Here is an 18241-nt window from a genome sequence, read left to right on the forward strand (position 1 = left end):
GATACTTTCGTCGACGCGCTTCTACGTACAGATTTCGCCATACGCAGGCATCCCAGCTACGCGGGGGCTTGGCCCCTCCCGCGACCGGACTTTCACCGGCAAGAAGATGCGTGCTTCTGGGCACGCGAAAATGTAAAGGGATGCCTTTGTGCAGGCATCCCGGGTTCATTGGTAAGTTGTCATTCCCTTGTTTTTAGCAGCCGCTTTTTTGCATGCGGAGCTGCGTTAAATAGTCGCTTTCATAGTAAGTCAAATCATCACGAAGCTCTTCATAAATTTTTGTAACATCAAGAACCACATCCCGTGCAGCACGGACGGGCTTGCGCCGGAAACGGATTGCGTCTTGTCCTGTATAGGCATAGCGGCCATCCTCGGCATAACCTTCACTTTTCGGATAGAAGAAATTGTTAACGCAGTCGTGATAAACATGATAAAGCGCCTTCTCTGCAGCTTCCTTATCGAAGTTCGGCCGACGAAGCAATACACCGAGCTTTTCGTAGTTCGCCTCCGTAAAAACCAGCAAATGGCGAAGATCACTTAAAAACCCTTTGTAGAAACGAGTGGTTTCTTCATCCGGTTCCTCCGCGAGCTGTGGCAGCGAATAATGATTCAGAAATTGTTCAAGTCTTTCTGCGGCTGTCTTCAATTTGTCTCTTGCGGATTCACATAGATGTTGGGTATTCGCTTCAGGCATACAGTCAGTTCTCCTTCCATTCTGTCAAAAGAGGATCTAAAGTTCATTCGAATTATAGAACCTATCCATAGTGATATTCTACCATAAAATACTTTCCAAAGGTATCCCGTCTTGTCCGGGCAAACGCCTTATCCATAAATTCCTAGCCTTCTTCCCGGGGCTATACGAGAATAAAATCTTCGGTGTCGTCGAACGCTAAATTCGGGCTGTAAATCCAAAAACAAGGGGAACGCAAACAAATTATTCAAGAAGGTGGCTATCGTGACGATAAAAAAAGGGTCGATCATCGGCTTATCCGCGGCTTTATTGGCCGCATGCTTGCTTCCTGCCTGCAACTCCGGGACGGCCAGGTCCGGACGGGACGTGGAACAATCGAAGCCGAAAACGGAGCAGCATTTGAAGCACAACATGCTCAAACAGGATATTACGGCGACAGAACGTCTGGCAAGAAGGGATGCCCGCCAGCATCTGGCCGATCTGACCTTAAGATATAACCTCTCCCCGAAAGAGGCTGACCAGTATGTAAAAAAACTTCAGAAAAACCATAGCCATCTGCTGTCCATTGTCCCGGTTGGCAGCTATTCTGGAAAGAGCGCAATCAAGAGCAGCGGGTTCAAGCCTTCACCGGCAGAAGAAAAGGAACTTGGTACTTACATGCGATTTGCAAAAAAGTCACTGCAAAGAGGCAAAAAGTACGAGTCTCCCTCCTTTCCGGAAAATGATCCTCGCTATTTCATTATGGCGCAGCCGGATGAAAGCAAACGTAGAGGCATTATCGGCGTGTTCAGCACCAGTATATTAAAAAGCGTCGAAAATCACCAGCGGAAAAATTTACGCCTCATTCCTTATCCCAAGGAAGGCAGATACAATGTGGAATCGGCTCATCCCGACACGATGCGGGACATCACGGTAAAGACCGGCCACGATAACGAAAATGCCAGCCATTTTTACGAGAACGAAGTAGTCGTTACCTTCAACCAGCCGCTTAACGGGGCCGATCTTCGCCGTATTGAAAAGGATCTTGGCTGCAAGCCCGCTCAAATGATCAGGAATACGTATATTTTTCATTCCGATCATAAAAATACGAAGGAACTGAGCGCGTACTTCAAGCAAAAATGGCATCCTCTTTACGTGGAGCCCCACTACCTGTACTTGACAAACGAAGCTGACGACGATTACGGTATCGGGCTTGATGATACAAGAGATGTAACGGAAGTGCCCAATGATGCCCTGTTCTCGGATTATCAATGGAACCTGCCCATCACAAACACCAATCAGGGCTGGAAGCTCTCTACAGGGGCAAGCGACGTTATCGTTGCCGTCGTCGATACCGGCGTTGATCTGGATCATCCCGATCTCCAGGGCCGCTTGCTTCCCGGATACAATGTCGTCTCGCCGAACGATAAGCCCATGGACGATGTAGGGCACGGCACGCATGTGGCCGGGATTATTGCCGCCAATGTCAACAACAGGGAAGGCATCGCCGGCATGACCTGGAGCACGAAAATTCTTCCCGTTAAAGCGCTGGACAGCAGCGGGTCGGGAACCACCTATTCGGTGGCACAAGGCATTATTTGGGCCGTTGATCAAGGGGCCAAGGTCATCAACCTTAGCCTGGGCAATTATGCGGAAGCCCAATTTCTCCATGATGCGATCAAGTACGCATTTGACCATGACGCCGTCGTGATCGCTGCCACCGGAAATGACAATACGGAGCGTCCCGGCTATCCGGCGGCATATCCCGAGGTACTGTCCGTATCCGCGACGGATTCCAATCTGAAACGGGCGTCTTTCTCCAATTTCGGCGATTATATTGACGTTATGGCTCCCGGAGAGAGCATTGCAAGCACGTATCCCGGCAACCAATACGCCGCGCTTTCCGGCACATCGATGGCAAGCCCGCATGTGGCCGCACTCGCCGCGCTAATTCGTTCGGTCAACCCGGATTTGAAAAATACGGAAGTGATGGACATCATCCGCAAAAATGTGAAGGATCTCGGAACGGCCGGCCGGGATAAATACTTTGGCTACGGCCAAATCAATGTCTATGCAGCCCTTCAGGCCGCTGGAAACAACCGGAGCCCGATTCAGCTTTGGCCGCAGAATGTGGAGCATAAATTAAACGGGCTGCTGGAAAGACAGCCTGCCAAATAAAAACCCCCGGTTAAAGGAAATGCAGCCTTCTTGCAAGGCCTGGACAATTCCTTTAACCAGGGGTTTCGTTGTTATATAAATGTTGCAGTGACGGAAGTTTTCCGTAAGCCGGGTTCTGTACTTGTAGTGGTTGTAACGGGAACTACCCTCCCACCATAAGTGACAATCATCTATCTAGGCCGTTTATTGCTAAACGGCTCCAGCGACCAACCCGAACGCGCCTCGGGCTAAGGCTGCTCTTTAAAAGCTGCGTTCCATTAGGTCTTGCTCCAGATGGGGTTTACCAGGAACGAAGTCACCAACGCTCCTCGGGGTCTCTTACACCTCGGTTCCATCCTTGCCTGTGCCGCATGAAAGCGGCCATCGGCGGTCCATTTCTGTGGCACTATCCTTCGGCTCGCGCCGACTGGACGTTATCCAGCATCCTGCCCTATGGAGCCCGGACTTTCCTCCCGCAGCGGTTGCTGCCGGCGATTGTCTGTCAAACTTCCAAACAACATCTGTTAGTATACAAAAATTTTATGGGTAGCACAACCCCAAAATACAGGAAAATAGCCCATAAATTACCTGAAAGTAAATACTTCGGTATTGACCTCGGATGCCGTCACTTTCGTATCGCTTTTCTGCTCCGCCAGCTTGCCTGCCAGCCAGTCCGCCACTTTCCTTTTCATGATCTTCTCGGCGTTATGGCCGGGGTCGATAAAAGAAATGCCTGCCGCCAAGGCATCCTGCGCCGTATGATAATCGACGTCTCCGGTGACCAGCACGTCCGCCCCGCGAAACTGCGCGCTGCGCCAGTACTTCCCGCCTGAACCGCCGATAACAGCAGCCTTGCGAATTATTTTATCCGGATCTCCTACTACCCGGACGAAGGGAACGTCCAACTCCTGCTTCACCCTTTCCGCGAAGGCTCCGAGCGTCACCGGCTCTTTCAGCTTGCCGACCCGGCCCAGTCCGAAGGTGCGGCCCTTCAAATCCACAGGATACAGATCATACGCCACTTCTTCGTATGGATGATTTTTCAGCATCGCCTGAATGACTTTGTTTCGAATGCTGTTTGGGACAATCGTTTCAATCCGCATTTCCTGGGCTAACTCCAGCTTGCCAGGCTCACCGATATACGGATCGGTTCCCTCGCCCGGCTTGAATGTGCCATATCCTTCAATATTAAAGCTGCAGTGGCTGTAATTGCCGATCCAGCCCGCGCCGGCGTTCAGAACCGCATCCAGAACCTTCCGGTGATGATCCTTCGGCACAAACACGACCAGCTTGAACAGCTTGTCGGTATGTACATCTTCCAGCGAATCCGAGCCATCAATGCCAAGCGCCTCAGCCATCCAGTCGTTCATGCCGCCTTCCGTCACGTCCAGATTCGTATGGCTGATATAGACGGCTATATCATGCTTGATCAGCTTCTCGTAAAGCCGGCCCGCCGGCGTATCCGTCGCAATCTGCGCAAGCGGGCGGAAAATGATCGCGTGATGGGCAATAATCAGATCGGCGCCGAGCCGGATCGCTTCCTCCACAACCTCGTCATTGACGTCAAGCGCTACAAGCACCTGCTTGATCTCTTTTTGCAGCGTTCCGAGCTGCAGTCCGATTTTATCTCCCTCCATCGCCACATGCTTTGGAGCAAGCTGCTCCATCAGCTGAATTACCGTTTGGCCTTTTGCAAACACGACAATACCTCCTTCATCTGCTTCATTTGAATATCAAGCTCCGCTTCTTTCAGTCGTGCCGACGGCTGTTCGGACTTTGACATCTGCCTGCGAATTTTAGCAAGCTTGTCCAGTTCGGACTCCCATTTGGCAAAAAAAACGTCCGGCGGGTTTTTCGTCAAATGCGGTCCAAGCAAGATAAGCCATTCCTTTGTCAAGGGCGGCGCTCCCGGCAGGGTTCGCTCCCGATAGAGCTCTTCATTCAGGGATTCTGCTTCTTCGGTCCGGTCGGCGACCAAAATTTCATAAATTTTGCCGTCTTCTTTAAGAATATGCTCGGCAGTTAAATACCATCCCTGTTCCAGCAGCCAGCGGCGCACCACATCTTCCCCGACATTGGGCTGCAGCACAAGCCGCTTAACCCCTGCAAGCTTGTCCATACCCTCGCCCAAAATATTCGAAATCAGCGCGCCGCCCATGCCCGCAATTGTAATGGTATCCACTTCGCCGTTTCGGATAACGGCCAAGCCGTCTCCTTTGCGGACCGAAATTTTACCGCCAAGCCCGGCAGAAGCCACCTGCCGTTTGGCCGCTTCAAGCGGTCCGTCGTTCACCTCTCCCGCCACAGCGCTTGCCGCGCGGCCGTCAAGAACCGCCGCTACGGGCAGCAGCGCATGGTCGGAACCGATATCGGCGAATTTGCAGCCCGCAGGCAAATAATCCGCCACTTTTTGCAATCTTGCTGATAGTTTCATGTAGCCACCCACATTATCCATTTTTTCAGAATTTGATAAATAACAACACCATTTGCATTATCCAGGCAAAAAAGCTAAAATAAAACTCATACAAACAAAATAAATACATAAATCCCAAATAAAAGAAATTGATTGAGCGTATATTCAGAAAAAAAGACCTTGCTGCATGCCGCAGAAGGTCCGGGGATCTCTATTCGAGAAAATCCTTCAGCCGTTTGCTCCGGCTGGGATGACGAAGCTTGCGGAGCGCCTTGGCTTCAATCTGGCGAATACGCTCCCTCGTTACGCCGAACACCTTGCCGACTTCTTCAAGAGTCCGGGTGCGTCCGTCGTCGAGACCAAAGCGCAGCCGCAGCACGTTTTCTTCGCGTTCGGTCAGCGTATCGAGCACGTCTTCCAGCTGCTCCTTAAGCAGTTCATAAGCAGCCGCATCCGCCGGGGCCAGCGCTTCCTGATCCTCGATGAAATCCCCCAGGTGGGAATCGTCCTCTTCTCCGATCGGCGTCTCGAGCGATACCGGTTCCTGAGCGATTTTCATAATTTCGCGCACTTTCTCTACGCTCAGGTCCATCTCCGCTGCGATTTCCTCCGGCGTAGGTTCACGGCCCAGCTCCTGAAGCAGCTGACGGGAAACCCGAATCAGCTTGTTGATCGTCTCCACCATATGCACCGGAATGCGGATCGTTCTGGCCTGGTCCGCAATAGCGCGTGTAATGGCCTGTCTGATCCACCATGTAGCATAGGTGCTGAATTTAAAACCTTTCGAATAATCGAATTTCTCCACAGCCTTGATAAGGCCCATATTTCCTTCCTGAATTAGATCCAGAAACAGCATGCCTCTGCCAACATAGCGTTTCGCAATGCTGACGACGAGCCGCAGATTTGCTTCGGCAAGCCGCCGTTTGGCTTCCTCATCGCCGTTCTCGATCCGCTGAGCGAGCTCGATCTCTTCATTGGCCGACAGAAGCGGAACGCGTCCGATTTCTTTCAGATACATCCGTACCGGGTCGTTGATTTTGATACCCGGAGGCAAGCTGAGGTCATCGTCAAAGCTGAAATCATCATGATCCCCATTGTCGCCCTCATCACGCTGGCGGGAGGACAGTTCCTCATCGCTGACGTTGGTGACATCGATTCCCGTGTCGCTCAGCTGCTCAAAAAATTCATCCATCTGCTCAGGATCCTGCTCAAAAGGGGAGAGCTTTTCCATGATTTCTTTGTATGTCAGAGAAGACCGCTTCTTGCCCTGTTCCAAGAGCTGATCCTTGACCTGCTCAAGCGTTAATTCCGTTTCTAGTTCAGTATGCTGTTCATTCGTCATATTGGGGCTCCCTCCTCCCTAGAAACTTACGCCTCATCCACTTGTGTTCATTGTCTTTCTAGGGCTATAATCTCACTTGCAATTTGGGCGGCGGTTAAAAAGTCGCCTGCTTTCTCCGCCGCGATCATTTCTTCTTTCTTGCGATCAATGCTGCTCTTCAGGGGTACCTTGCGAATCTCCTTGATGCAATCATCAAGCTCCTGAACCGACCATTCCAGCGGCGTGTCCATTACGGCAATGGAGCTGACTACCTTCTCCAGCTTCTCATCCTGGAGCGATGAGACAAACCGGCTGACATCGGGGGTTTTTCCCTGAGCGTAGTAGGCATATAGATAAGCGGCGATCGCCGCATGTTCCTTAATATTGAATTGATCTCCGAGATGCTCGCTTACGTAACTTGCAACTTCATCATCCTGCAGCATGAACGATAACAGCCGCCGTTCTGCCACATGATAGGCCGGAAGCAACACCGGAGCTTCGGACTGCCTTTTTTTATGCCTACCAGTATTCCACCAATTGGCGTTATTATCCCCATCCGCCCGGTTTTTTTGCATATCGTGCCGGAACTGATTGCATTCCTGCTTCAGGCTGTCAAAGGAGACCTGAAGATCGGCGGAAAGCTCCTTCAAATAGATTTCCCGTTCTGTCGGGGATGGGAGCGGAGCGATCACTTCAATCGCTTCCCTGATGTAGGCAACTTTACCTGCTTCTTCTAGCAGTATATGGTTTTTCTTCAGATATATAAGCTTAAATTTAACCGCTGAAACAGCACCCTCAATCACCTGACTCAGAAAGCGCTCCCCGCCGTATTTCCGGATATATTCGTCAGGATCCAGCCCCTCGGCAAGCAAGGCAATCCGGACCTTGAATCCCGCTCCTTCCAGAATGGGAATACTCTTCATCGCCGCCGATTGTCCGGCTCTGTCGCCATCATAGCAAACAATCGCTTCGTCACAGGTCGATTTCAGGATTGCCGCATGGCTCTCGGTCAATGCAGTGCCCATCGTCGCCACGCTGTTATGGACTCCCGCTTCCCAAGCGCTGATAACATCCCCAAAGCCTTCGAAAATCACAACCTGTCTCTTCTTGCGAATTTCATTCTTCGACTGGTGCAGGTTGTATAGCGTGCGGCTCTTGCTGAACAGCCTGCTTTCCGGCGAATTCAAGTATTTCGGCTGTCCTTCCCCCAGAATCCGCCCGGCGAAAGCGATCACTTTGCCGCTGCGGTTATAGATCGGAAACATCACCCGGTCACGGAAGCGGTCAACAAAGCCCGTGCCGTCGTTCTTTGCCGAAAGCAGCCCGCCTTTCTCCATTGCCGAAAGATCGAACGAACGTTTGTCCAGAAATTGGACAAGCGTATCCCACCGGGCCGGCGCATATCCGATGCCAAACCGGTCAATCAGCCGGTCGCCGATTCCCCGGCCTTTCAAGTAGTCCATGGCCTGCTTGCCATGCTCCGTATTTTTCAGCAGAAAATGATACAGCTTCGCCGACCACTCATTGGCCTGAAGCAGAGCGTCAAGCTCCGGATTATGCGGTGCAGCCGCAGAGCCGTTTAGATCCGTAAATGGAATATGAGCCTCTTCGGCCATCAGCTTAACCGCTTCCGGGAATGACAGTCCTTCCATTTCCATTCTGAATTTGATTGCATTGCCTCCCGCACCACAGCCGTAGCAATGAAAGATCTGCCGGTCCGGGGTAACGGTAAAAGAAGGGGTTTTCTCCGAATGAAACGGACACAACCCTTTTAAATATTTTCCCTGTTTGGTGAGATGAACATGCCTGCTTACGGTGTCAACGATATCATGGTGTAGCAATACAGCTTCAATGACTTCCTCCGGAATGTTTCGTCCGGTACTCATCTTAACCACCTTCATCTCTTTTGCACGTTAATAGTAATTCGCTAAAATTGCCCGTTTTCCTGCCGCCCTTGTAAAAGTTTTGTCAGGTTTTGCTGAAAATGCTGCCGGTCCTCATCCGTAAAGGGACGCGGGCCCCTGGAATGTCGGCCAGCCCGGCGGGCTTTGGCCTGAGCGTGACGGCGTTCCAGCAGATAGTCGATATTGCCGGTATCGTAAATGTCTCCGCGTGGAGACAGAACATCGCAGCACTTGGCAATAGCCAGTGCTGCGAGTCCATAATCCTGAGTGACGACAATATCACCGGAAGCAATATGATTGGCAATAAACAAATCGGCGCTTTGCGAGCTTCGGTCCACCCGGACCACCGAAACGCCTTCCCCGCCCTGCAGCAGATGGTCGAATGAAGCAACCATCAGAACCGGAACCGAGAATTTTCTTGCCGTTTCTGCAATTTCCTGTTTGACAGGACAGGAATCCCCGTCCACAACAATTCTCATTCTTCGGCTCCTCCTAATCCGGAAAGACTTTGAAGAATTAAGCCCACACCAGCTTGCTGAAGTCGGCAAAGCGCTTCAGGTCGCCATCAATCGCGGCCAGAAGGGCAAGCCGGTTAGTCCGGATTTGCTCGTCCTCCGCCATGACCATGACAGCCTCAAAGAAAACGGTAATCGGATCTTTCAGTCCGCCTAGAACCTTGAGCGCACCCTCGGAGTGTTTCTGATCCAGAGCGCTTTGGAATTCGGCCGAAACCGTCTGCCAGGCCTGATATAATTCACGTTCAGAAGCTTCGCTAAGCAAATCGGATCTGACTTTGGGCGAAGAAACAGCTTTGGCCGCCAAGTTGCTGACGCGGTTGAACGATTCAACTGTCGTCTTGAAATCATCCTGCTCGCTTACCGCTGCCGCTAGTGCATTCCCCCGATTTACGACGGACACGACGTCGTCATAACCCGCCGCAATAACCGCATCAACTACATCATAGCGTAGATCATCCGACAATTTCTTTTTTACCCTGAGGCCGAAAAATTCATTCATATCCTGGGTGATTTGCGCTGCAGTCCGTTTCAGTCCTCTTAATTCCTCATGCGCCTCAATCCCGAGCGCAAAAATGTCGCTGAGACCGACAGGCAGCTGGTGGTCAAGCACGATTTGCACAATGCCGGCAGCCTGTCGTCTCAGGCCATAAGGATCCTGGGAGCCTGTCGGAATGATCCCGATCGAAAAGCATCCGACGATGGTGTCGATCTTGTCGGCAATGCTCACGATCGAGCCGGCCAGCGAAGCCGGCGCAGCGTCACCCGCGAAACGCGGCTGATAGTGCTCGTAGACCACGTCCGATACCGGCTTGGATTCACCCGCTTTAAGCGCATAATCCTGCCCCATAACACCTTGAAGCTCCGGAAATTCATACACCATCTGCGTCACCAGGTCGAATTTGCAAATTTCCGCGCCTCGGTTTACGGTCTCTTGGGCACTGATGTCCACTTTGAGCGCGGCGGCAAGACTGCCCGCAATCCGGCGAATCCGGCGCACTTTGTCGCCGACCGTTCCCAGCTCTTCATGGAATACAATGCTCTCAAGCTTTGAAAGCGCGTCCTTGATTTCGAGCTTTTGATCTTCTTCATAGAAGAATTTCGCATCGGACAGGCGTGCGCGCAGCACCTTCTCGTTGCCTTTTGAAATCAAATCAAGCGATTCGGAACCCCCGTTTCTGACCGTTACAAAGAACGGAAGCAGCGAGCCGTCCTTGCCCAGCACAGGGAAGTAACGCTGATGCTCGCGCATCGAAGTAATCAGTACTTCCTTGGGGATATTCAGGAAGGATTCATCAAATGTGCCGAACAGCACGGTCGGCGTTTCCACCAGAAACAGAACTTCTTCGAGAAGATCTTCTTTAATGGCGATGTTCCAGTCTTTTTCAGCCGCAAGCTCTTCAATCTGGGTCACGATCATATTCTTGCGCTCTTCCGTATCCGCTATGACATGCTGCTTCCGAAGAATATCCAAATAAGCGGAAGGCTCGGAAATGACGGCCTCGGTACCGAGAAAACGATGTCCTCTCGTTACATTTCCCGTATTGACGCCGGTAACGGTGAATGGAATGACATCCTGTCCAAACAGAGCGACTAGCCAGCGGATCGGCCGGACAAACTTGAAATCGTTGCTGGCCCAGCGCATATTTTTGGGAAAAGTCATCGCGCTAAGAATGCCAAGGAGCCCGTCCGCCAAAATGTCGGCGGTGTGAATCCCTTTGGTGCTCTTGCTGACATAAATATATTCCGTCCCTCCAAGTTCACGGAAGGTGAATTGTTCCGGATCGGCCCCTTGGCTGCGGGCAAAACCAAGAGCCGCCTTGGTCCAGTTGCCGTTCTCGTCCAGTGCGATTTTGCGGGACGGTCCCTTTACTTCTTCGTGAACGTCTTCCTGCTTCTCCGCCACATCCTTGACAAGGACGGCCAGGCGGCGAGGGGTTGCATATGCGTAGGCAGTCCCGTGGGCAATGCCCGAGCCATCCAGCCATTTCAGCGTCCGCTCCTTGAGCTGATCCACAGCCCCGCGAATAAAGCGGGCCGGCGTTTCTTCAAGTCCGATTTCAAACAACAGATCCTTAGACATGGCTTTCTCCTCCTTTAAGCAGCGGGAATCCGAGCTTCTCGCGCTCTTCCAAAAAGGTCGCGGCAACCTGTCTGGCCAGATTGCGGACCCGCGTAATGTATCCGGTTCTTTCCGTCACGCTGATAGCGCCTCTGGCGTCCAGCAGGTTGAATGTATGAGAACATTTAAGCACGTAGTCATAGGCCGGGAAAACGAGATGCTCGCTCATTGCTCTGCCCGCTTCCTGTTCATACATATTAAACAGTGCAAATAGCATTTTTACGTCTGAAACTTCAAACGTGTATTTGGAATGCTCGAATTCGGGATGATGGAATACGTCACCGTAAGAAATGCCCTCCACCCATTCCAGATCGAACACATTTTCCTTCTCCTGAATATAGGAAGCCAGGCGCTCCATTCCATAGGTGATTTCTACGGCAACCGGATTCGTTTCAATGCCGCCCACCTGCTGAAAATACGTAAACTGCGTAATCTCCATGCCGTCGAGCCAAACTTCCCAGCCAAGCCCCGCGCAGCCGAGCGATGGATTCTCCCAGTTGTCCTCGACAAAACGGATGTCGTGCTTCAAAGGATCAACGCCGAGCGCCTTCAAGCTTTCCAGGTAAATTTCCTGGATATTGTCAGGCGAAGGCTTGATAATCACCTGAAACTGATGATGCTGATACAAGCGGTTCGGGTTTTCCCCGTAACGTCCGTCGGAAGGACGGCGAGAAGGCTCGACGTAAGCCACTTTCCATGGCTCAGGACCAAGCGAACGCAAAAATGTCATCGGATTCATCGTACCGGCCCCTTTTTCCGTATCATACGGCTGGACCAGAATACAGTTCTGCTCTGCCCAGAACTGCTGCAGCGTCAAAATCATCTGCTGAAAATTCATACTGACCACTCCTTGTCTTCATGTTTTGGCACCGGACATCCCCGGCAAGCTTCATACAGACAGTAAAAAAGCTCCCGCCTCTACGCCTGTATTCAGACGTAGGGACGAGAGCTGTATCCCGCGGTTCCACCCTACTTGATCCGGCCTTACCTTAAGCCGAATCCACTTTTCACGTTCCATTCCGTGCTCCCGGGCCGCCATCATGACAAATCCGCCAATCCGGGCTTTCACCGCCCCCGGCTCGCTGCAATTGGCTTTGCATCTATTTGCCAGTTTCCCGTTCAACGCACGACTCTCTTAAGAGAAATATGGATTATAATAATAGATTTCAAGCATGAAGTCAAACCCGGGATGTTGGAACTGCCTCAAATCTGATATTTGTCGAGTTGATCCAAAAAATTTCTGGATTTCAGCTGAATCCCGATCTGCATATCCATGAGGGCGCGCATCAGCGTCTTGAGCTCGGCCTTGGTCGAATCCTTCACTGCCACATTCCCGAGCCTGCGCATATCCAGTCTGCGAAGCAGCCTGAGCAGCTTGAGTACAGACGGAGAGATCGGCATGGCGGCAGGGTCCATATGCCTGCACCGTCTGCTGAGCACACCGCCAAGCCTTGGGCTGAAAAAGTCCAGCTCCTGATCGGTGCCGGAGACGACGCACACTTCAAGCTCAGGCCCATAACCGGCCGCCTGAAGTATTTTCATTTCGTACAAATGAATGACGACGGCAGCATCTTTGCCGCCTTCGAGTGCTTCCAGACATGCTTTTAGCTGAGTGAACCAGAAGGCCCCTGTCTCCTCGTCCTGCAAAATCCGGTCCAGCAGCTCGCAAGCATAGGAGGCGTAGGCAGCGAGAGTAAGGTCTTCACGCAAAAGATGGTGAGATTCCATAATCTCACCTGCGTTCAGCGTCCCAAGACCGCTGTTTCTGAAAAATATATATTGTCCGTATGTAAACGGCAGAGTCAGCGCCGCATGGCGGCTTTTCGGCTTCTTGGCTCCGCGGACAAGCACACCTGCTTTGCCGTCGTGTTCGGTGAGCAGGGTGATGATTTTGTTTCCTTCCCCATAGTCCATGCTGCGGATGACAATGCCTTCAACTCTGTATAGCATATAGCACGACTCTCCCCCTGGCGGTCCGGTCAGCAGCCCTTAAAGGGCAAGAGGGGCCTTTCGTCAGCCTTCCTCTTGTTCCAGAACCAATTCTTCGGGCGCCTCCCGCTCCTCTTCGGAAGGGACGCCGATTTCCTTAAAAAGCATATAAGCATCTACATCGCCAGTCATCGTAAAATACTTCCACGAAAAATCTCGCACGCGTATTCACCCTTTCTTCGATCATGACGCCTTGCCTTTCAAAGAATAGGATGTACGCTGCGTAGACAACTATGCGTTGGAATAACTGGCAGAATAAAACTCGCGGCAAGTGACGAGGGATGCTTCAAAAATAAGGGGTCAGTCCCGGTTGAAGCCCAAATCGCGCAGCACGCGCTCCTGATTTCGCCAGTCCTTCTTAACTTTTACCCATAATTCAAGAAAAATCTTCGACCCAAGCAAATGCTCGATATCATGGCGGGCAAGCTTGCCGATCTCCTTCAGCAGAGCCCCCTGTTTGCCGATAATGATGCCTTTCTGGGAATCGCGTTCAACGAAGATCACGGCTGAAATATAGACTACTCCGTTATCCTGTACCCGCATATCCTCAATGGTCACCGCAATCGAATGAGGGACTTCCTCCCGGGTCAAGTGCAGAATCTTCTCGCGGATCAGTTCGGCGCAGACGAACTGCTCAGGGTGGTCCGTCACCTGGTCTTCAGGATAATACTGCGGCCCCTCCGGCAAATACTTGGAAATCTGGTCGAGCAGCGTGTTCACGTTGTTGCCGAGCATAGCCGATATCGGCACAATTTCCGCAAAATTGTACAGCTTGCTGTATTCCTCAATCATCGGCAGCAGCTCTTCCGGCTGAATTTTATCAATCTTGTTCAGAACAAGAATGACCGGAGTTTTCACTTCCTTCAGCCGCTCGATGATAAAGCGGTCTCCTCCTCCAAAGCCTTCCGAGACATCGGCAAGAAACAGAACCGCTTCAACTTCGCTTAACGTTCCCAGCGCCGTGCTGTTCATATAATCGCCCAGCTTGGATTGCCGCTTATGAATACCCGGGGTATCCAGAAAAATGATCTGCATCTCCTCTGATGTATACACGCCGTGTATTTTGTTTCTTGTCGTCTGCGGCTTGTCGGACATAATCGCAATTTTCTGCCCGATGACCTGGTTCATCAGCGTAGATTTGCCGACATTGGGACGGCCGACAATCGCGACAAAGCCGGATTTAAAAGATGGTTTTGGCATATGTTCTCCTTATTGGATCGTTTTTCTTGTTCGAGTTGTCTTCAAAGACGGATCATTCACGGCTTGCCTCGTCCGTCATGAGATCGGGCTTCATCCAGATGCGACGGGACGAAAGCGAAAGGCAGCAGTTCTCTCATCGTCGTCTCGCGCATTTCACCCTTAAGATTGCCCAGAATTATCGGCATGTCAAGCCCGCAAAGCTCGGCCAGCACCTGTCTGCATACTCCGCACGGCACGATCGGATCGTCGGTATCGCCGACGACGGCGATAGCCTTGAAACTGCCGGGACGGCAGCCGTCGGCAATGGCTCGAAAAACAGCGGTACGCTCGGCGCAATTGGTTGGACCATATGCGGCATTTTCTACGTTGCACCCATGATGAACGACACCTTTGTCATCGAGCAGGGCGGCGCCAACCGAAAATTTGGAATAAGGCACATAAGCGTTTCGGTAAGCGTTCATCGCTTCCTGAAGCAGCGCTTTGTAATCCATATTTATCATATACCTCACTTTATTAATTCAAACAGATATAAGTTGAACAAATGATTGAATCATATGTCACTACAAAAAGGCGAACGCTTCGCTTCTTCAGAATCTATCCATCTTCTCCGTTCTCTATGCTGTTCTTTAGTTCAACTTAAAGTATATACATATCGACTAACGGCATACTTTTCAGGCCCGCCCAAAATACGATAGTACTGGATGGTAAAAAAGCACGATACCGATCAGTACCGAAAACAAGGCAGCGATCAGCACCGCACCCGCAGCTGCATCTTTGGCCGCTTTTGCGAGAGGATGCCACTCTTCCGTCACCAGGTCAACAACGCTTTCAATCGCGGTATTCACAAGCTCAAGTCCGATGACCAGAGCAATGGCAAGCAACAGTACAACCCAGCTTTGAGGCGGCAATCGAAAAAAAGCGGCCGCAGCGAAAACAAGCAGCGCCGCTGACAAATGCACACGCATATTTCGCTGTGTACGAATACTATACCATATTCCGGCCGCCGCATAACGGAAAGTGGACTTCCACCGGGCCTTTGGTTTCATCAGCGAACAAGACCCGCTTCCGCCAGGACCTTCTCCTGTTTGCCCATCATTTCCGCTTCGCTCGCCTCATCCTGATGGTCGTAGCCTAACAAATGAAGAAATCCGTGAACAAAAAGAAAGCCGAGTTCCCGTTCCAGAGAATGTCCGTATTCTTCACTTTGTTCTTTGGCACGCTCGACCGAAATAATAATATCGCCCAGCATTTCCGGTAAGGCTCCCGGATCCTCGCCTTCTTCAAACTCATATAAAATTTCGGGTTCATCCTCTACGCTTTCATTCATGGCAAAGGACAATACATCCGTTGGCCGGTCAATTCCACGGTAATCGCGGTTAAGCTCATGAATTTGAGCATTGTTTACAAACGTAAGAGCAACTTCTCCATCTACTATCCCTTCTGCAGCCGCCGCTTTCTGGAGCAGCGTATCAAGGAGCTCGATTAGCTCCCGGGAAATTTCAAACTGCTCCTGTTCATTGTTCCAAGCCAGGTGAAGAGTCATCCTTCTCACGCTCTTTCTCTTCTTTTTTCTTGTGTTTTTTAATATCTTCCGGATATTCGATTCTGGAATGAAAAATTCCCATCACCGTTTCCTTAAGCGTCTGACCGACAACATCCAGTTCCCTCATCGTCAAGTCGCATTCCTTGAACTGATGGTCGTCCAGACGACTCTTGATAATCTTCTCAATCATCGTTTCTACCTGATCTACCGTAGGCTTGCGGAGCGACCTAACCGCCGCTTCAACACTGTCCGCAATTCCGACAATGGCCGCTTCCTTGGACTGGGCGTTCGGCCCGGGATACCTGAAATCGTCTTCCGTGAAATCCGGTTCCAATCCCTGTTCCTCTGCCTGCTTAAGCGCCTTGTGGTAGAAATAGTGGAGAAACGTTGTCCCATGGTGCTGCTCGGCAATATCCCGAATCGGCTTCGGCAGCTTGTATTCTTTCTGCATTTCCGCACCGTCGCGGGCATGTGCGATAATAATGGACTTGCTCAGCTTCGGATCGATGAAATCGTGCGGATTCTCCATGCCGTTCTGATTTTCGATAAAGTAACCGGGCCGCTTCGTCTTGCCGATGTCGTGATAGTAAGAGCCGACTCTGCATAGCAGGCCGTTTGCCCCAATGGCCTCCGCTGCAGCCTCCGACAAGTTGCCCACCATCACGCTATGATGATAGGTTCCCGGTGTTTCCGTCAATAGCTTTCTGAGCAGCGGATGATTCGGATTGGACAGCTCAACCAGCTTGAGCGCCGACAGGATGCCAAAAGTCACTTCAAAGAAAGGCATAAGCCCGATGACCATGATCGTCGTCAGCAGCCCGCCCGTAAAGGCAAAGCCGATCGCATACAGCGTTTTCGTCTGATCCCAGCCTGACGAATTAATCATTATCAGCGTAACAACCAGAAGGGATCCGAAAATAGATACCATGATCCCGGCCTTCAAAATGGAAGACCGCTGGCTCGCCCGGTGGATGCCGAATATGGCCGCAAAAGACGTCACCAGAGCAAATAAACCGAAATAGAAGTCAAAGATTTGACCCTGATGAATATTCAGCACGACGCTTGCCATGACGGCAAAAATCACGGAACAAATATAAGCCAGCGACATGTCCAGGAGTAGAGTAATGAGCATGCCCCCGATCGCAACCGGAGCCAAGTAGCCCATATAGGGACGCTGTTCATTATGCAGCAGCGCGATGAGATGCATGGAAATGATCGTAATCAGAAAAATCAAACCAAGCATAGACAGCTGAAGATTGTTGTATTTAAACCGTACTGTAGATTCCGATTGGCGGATATACATAAATAATCCGATACCAAGCAGGAACGAGAGCAACGCGACGCCAACTTGCGGCCAGTAATTCACTTTATTTTTAAGCAGGCCGTTATCCTGCAGCAGCGTGTACATTTCCTGGGTAATGATCTGCCCTTTGGACACCAGCACATCGCCTTGCTTAATATATACGGTTCCGGTGTTCTCGCGCGCCTTGACTTTGGCTTCTTTAGTCGTGTCCTCATCATAGAACTTGTTGGCCGTTATGACATAACGGGCCAGTTCCTGCACAATTTCTCGGGAAATACGCTTGCTCAAAGAGCTGGAGCTTACTTGTTCGGCCACTTTAGTCCGCGTTATTTGCGCATCGGTTACCGGTTCGTACATTAAACGGCTAACGATATCCGACGCAATCGGCTTCATTTCCGCAATGTCGTCCGCCGTCAGCTGCGGTATTTTGATAAACGTCTCTTCGGATATATGATAGACCTGCTCATAAATCCTTGTTCTTACTTCATCTAGAAAGGCTGACGAATAATTGCCGACATTCCGGCTGGACATAATAAAGTTTTGAAAATGGGACTGAAAAATTTGCGGAAGATCTTGCCTGTAAATCGATATTTTGTCCTCACGGGACACCTGATCGTCCTGGTTGATCCGCGCGATCTGATCCAGCATTTCCGTAATAATCGCTTCATTGCGGAGCGAAATTTTGGTGTAAACGGGTTTTTCTGCCTCGGCGGCTTCTTCCTGAGCTTTCAGCGTCGCTTTTGTATTCGGAATTTGCATCGGCGCCAAAATTTCCTTCTCGCTCGGCGTGCCTACAGCGATGTTATATCTCTCAGGCAGGAGTTTCGGGGCAAGGCTGACATAAAACAGGATGATCAGCAATAAGAACAGAGCATAGCGCATCCCTACGCTATGCCTCCACCCTACCATTTTCGACTGTATATTCTTTCGGTTGTTATGATCTTTCGAGGTCATCTTAAAACAGCCCTCTCTATCTTTTTGAAATTTGACCCCCGTGCTTCATACTCAAGCTTCCAATCCGCTCTGCTCATTTCCCTGGATTTCCGGATACCCTCTAAGGATTACGGGGGTTATCTCGCTAGATACATGGGTAGACTGTCTTCA

At 51.0% G+C, this 18241-nt stretch carries 17 protein-coding genes and 1 other RNA gene; 1 reads left to right on the forward strand and 17 read right to left on the reverse strand.

Going from position 1 to position 18241, the window contains the following annotated elements; translation table 11 throughout:
• Nucleotides 1–193 precede the first annotated feature (193 nt).
• Nucleotides 194–694, reverse strand: coding sequence for a YpuI family protein (locus tag K7397_RS06410; protein ID WP_223067126.1), 501 nt, complete (start codon nucleotides 692–694; stop codon nucleotides 194–196).
• A 261-nt stretch (nucleotides 695–955) separates the two neighbouring features.
• Between K7397_RS06410 and K7397_RS06415 the strand changes: the two genes are divergently transcribed.
• The gene (locus K7397_RS06415; protein ID WP_337926688.1) at nucleotides 956–2848 is read left to right on the forward strand and encodes a S8 family peptidase; all 1893 of its coding nucleotides are present in this window, start codon (nucleotides 956–958) and stop codon (nucleotides 2846–2848) included.
• An 89-nt stretch (nucleotides 2849–2937) separates the two neighbouring features.
• Here the strand turns inward: K7397_RS06415 and rnpB are convergent.
• The 16 genes from rnpB to K7397_RS06495 form a co-directional block, all read right to left on the reverse strand.
• Nucleotides 2938–3338, reverse strand: an RNA gene (rnpB, locus tag K7397_RS06420) — RNase P RNA component class A.
• 73 nt (nucleotides 3339–3411) lie between these two features.
• On the reverse strand, nucleotides 3412–4527 hold the full coding sequence (locus K7397_RS06425; protein ID WP_223067127.1) for a Nif3-like dinuclear metal center hexameric protein: 1116 nt from the start codon (nucleotides 4525–4527) through the stop codon (nucleotides 3412–3414).
• The gene (locus K7397_RS06430; protein WP_223067128.1) at nucleotides 4503–5261 is read right to left on the reverse strand and encodes a tRNA (adenine(22)-N(1))-methyltransferase; all 759 of its coding nucleotides are present in this window, start codon (nucleotides 5259–5261) and stop codon (nucleotides 4503–4505) included. The genes K7397_RS06425 and K7397_RS06430 overlap by 25 nt, the downstream gene beginning before the upstream one ends.
• Before the next feature lie 190 nt (nucleotides 5262–5451).
• Nucleotides 5452–6582: an RNA polymerase sigma factor RpoD gene (rpoD, locus tag K7397_RS06435; protein WP_223067129.1), complete on the reverse strand. Its 1131-nt coding sequence runs from the start codon at nucleotides 6580–6582 to the stop codon at nucleotides 5452–5454.
• A 47-nt stretch (nucleotides 6583–6629) separates the two neighbouring features.
• A complete protein-coding gene (gene dnaG / locus K7397_RS06440) occupies nucleotides 6630–8447 on the reverse strand; it encodes a DNA primase (RefSeq protein WP_223067130.1) in 1818 nt (605 codons plus the stop codon).
• A 41-nt stretch (nucleotides 8448–8488) separates the two neighbouring features.
• Nucleotides 8489–8944, reverse strand: coding sequence for a YaiI/YqxD family protein (locus K7397_RS06445; protein WP_223067131.1), 456 nt, complete (start codon nucleotides 8942–8944; stop codon nucleotides 8489–8491).
• Nucleotides 8945–8981: 37 nt separating this feature from the next.
• Nucleotides 8982–11063, reverse strand: a complete 2082-nt coding sequence (gene glyS, locus K7397_RS06450) for a glycine--tRNA ligase subunit beta (protein ID WP_223067132.1) — start codon at nucleotides 11061–11063, stop codon at nucleotides 8982–8984.
• Nucleotides 11056–11940 (reverse strand): glycine--tRNA ligase subunit alpha, encoded by an 885-nt coding sequence (gene glyQ, locus K7397_RS06455; protein WP_223067133.1) that lies wholly within the window; start codon nucleotides 11938–11940, stop codon nucleotides 11056–11058. Before glyQ ends, glyS begins: the two co-directional genes overlap by 8 nt.
• A gap of 51 nt (nucleotides 11941–11991) precedes the next feature.
• A complete protein-coding gene (locus tag K7397_RS06460) occupies nucleotides 11992–12225 on the reverse strand; it encodes a hypothetical protein (protein WP_223067134.1) in 234 nt (77 codons plus the stop codon).
• Nucleotides 12226–12305: 80 nt separating this feature from the next.
• Nucleotides 12306–13052 (reverse strand): DNA repair protein RecO, encoded by a 747-nt coding sequence (recO, locus tag K7397_RS06465; RefSeq protein WP_223067135.1) that lies wholly within the window; start codon nucleotides 13050–13052, stop codon nucleotides 12306–12308.
• A 63-nt stretch (nucleotides 13053–13115) separates the two neighbouring features.
• Entirely contained in the window at nucleotides 13116–13253 is a 138-nt protein-coding gene (locus tag K7397_RS06470; RefSeq protein ID WP_223067136.1) for a YqzL family protein, read from the reverse strand.
• A gap of 138 nt (nucleotides 13254–13391) precedes the next feature.
• Entirely contained in the window at nucleotides 13392–14291 is a 900-nt protein-coding gene (gene era, locus K7397_RS06475) for a GTPase Era (protein ID WP_223067137.1), read from the reverse strand.
• A 56-nt stretch (nucleotides 14292–14347) separates the two neighbouring features.
• A complete protein-coding gene (locus tag K7397_RS06480; protein ID WP_223067138.1) occupies nucleotides 14348–14782 on the reverse strand; it encodes a cytidine deaminase in 435 nt (144 codons plus the stop codon).
• A 180-nt stretch (nucleotides 14783–14962) separates the two neighbouring features.
• On the reverse strand, nucleotides 14963–15337 hold the full coding sequence (locus tag K7397_RS06485) for a diacylglycerol kinase family protein (RefSeq protein WP_223067139.1): 375 nt from the start codon (nucleotides 15335–15337) through the stop codon (nucleotides 14963–14965).
• Nucleotides 15337–15834 carry an rRNA maturation RNase YbeY gene (ybeY, locus tag K7397_RS06490; protein WP_223067246.1) on the reverse strand — a complete coding sequence of 166 codons (498 nt, stop codon included), beginning with the start codon at nucleotides 15832–15834 and terminating at the stop codon, nucleotides 15337–15339. The genes K7397_RS06485 and ybeY overlap by 1 nt, the downstream gene beginning before the upstream one ends.
• A complete protein-coding gene (locus K7397_RS06495) occupies nucleotides 15806–18091 on the reverse strand; it encodes an HD family phosphohydrolase (protein ID WP_223067140.1) in 2286 nt (761 codons plus the stop codon). The genes ybeY and K7397_RS06495 overlap by 29 nt, the downstream gene beginning before the upstream one ends.
• Between the last annotated feature and the right edge of the window lie 150 nt (nucleotides 18092–18241).

The sequence above is a fragment of the Paenibacillus caui genome (assembly GCF_019904135.1).
GTDB classification, from domain to species: domain Bacteria; phylum Bacillota; class Bacilli; order Paenibacillales; family Paenibacillaceae; genus Fontibacillus; species Fontibacillus caui.

What these genes read in the sequence shown, in the direction of transcription:
- glyS (WP_223067132.1), bottom strand. Translation starts at nt 11,063, where the DNA reads ATGTCTAAGGATCTGTTGTTTGAAATCGGACTTGAAGAAACGCCGGCC.
- K7397_RS06495 (WP_223067140.1), bottom strand. Translation starts at nt 18,091, where the DNA reads ATGACCTCGAAAGATCATAACAACCGAAAGAATATACAGTCGAAAATG.
- K7397_RS06430 (WP_223067128.1), bottom strand. Translation starts at nt 5,261, where the DNA reads ATGAAACTATCAGCAAGATTGCAAAAAGTGGCGGATTATTTGCCTGCG.
- era (WP_223067137.1), bottom strand. Translation starts at nt 14,291, where the DNA reads ATGCCAAAACCATCTTTTAAATCCGGCTTTGTCGCGATTGTCGGCCGT.
- dnaG (WP_223067130.1), bottom strand. Translation starts at nt 8,447, where the DNA reads ATGAGTACCGGACGAAACATTCCGGAGGAAGTCATTGAAGCTGTATTG.
- recO (WP_223067135.1), bottom strand. Translation starts at nt 13,052, where the DNA reads ATGCTATACAGAGTTGAAGGCATTGTCATCCGCAGCATGGACTATGGG.
- K7397_RS06485 (WP_223067139.1), bottom strand. Translation starts at nt 15,337, where the DNA reads ATGAAACCAAAGGCCCGGTGGAAGTCCACTTTCCGTTATGCGGCGGCC.
- K7397_RS06480 (WP_223067138.1), bottom strand. Translation starts at nt 14,782, where the DNA reads ATGGATTACAAAGCGCTGCTTCAGGAAGCGATGAACGCTTACCGAAAC.
- ybeY (WP_223067246.1), bottom strand. Translation starts at nt 15,834, where the DNA reads ATGACTCTTCACCTGGCTTGGAACAATGAACAGGAGCAGTTTGAAATT.
- K7397_RS06410 (WP_223067126.1), bottom strand. Translation starts at nt 694, where the DNA reads ATGCCTGAAGCGAATACCCAACATCTATGTGAATCCGCAAGAGACAAA.
- glyQ (WP_223067133.1), bottom strand. Translation starts at nt 11,940, where the DNA reads ATGAATTTTCAGCAGATGATTTTGACGCTGCAGCAGTTCTGGGCAGAG.
- rpoD (WP_223067129.1), bottom strand. Translation starts at nt 6,582, where the DNA reads ATGACGAATGAACAGCATACTGAACTAGAAACGGAATTAACGCTTGAG.
- K7397_RS06445 (WP_223067131.1), bottom strand. Translation starts at nt 8,944, where the DNA reads ATGAGAATTGTTGTGGACGGGGATTCCTGTCCTGTCAAACAGGAAATT.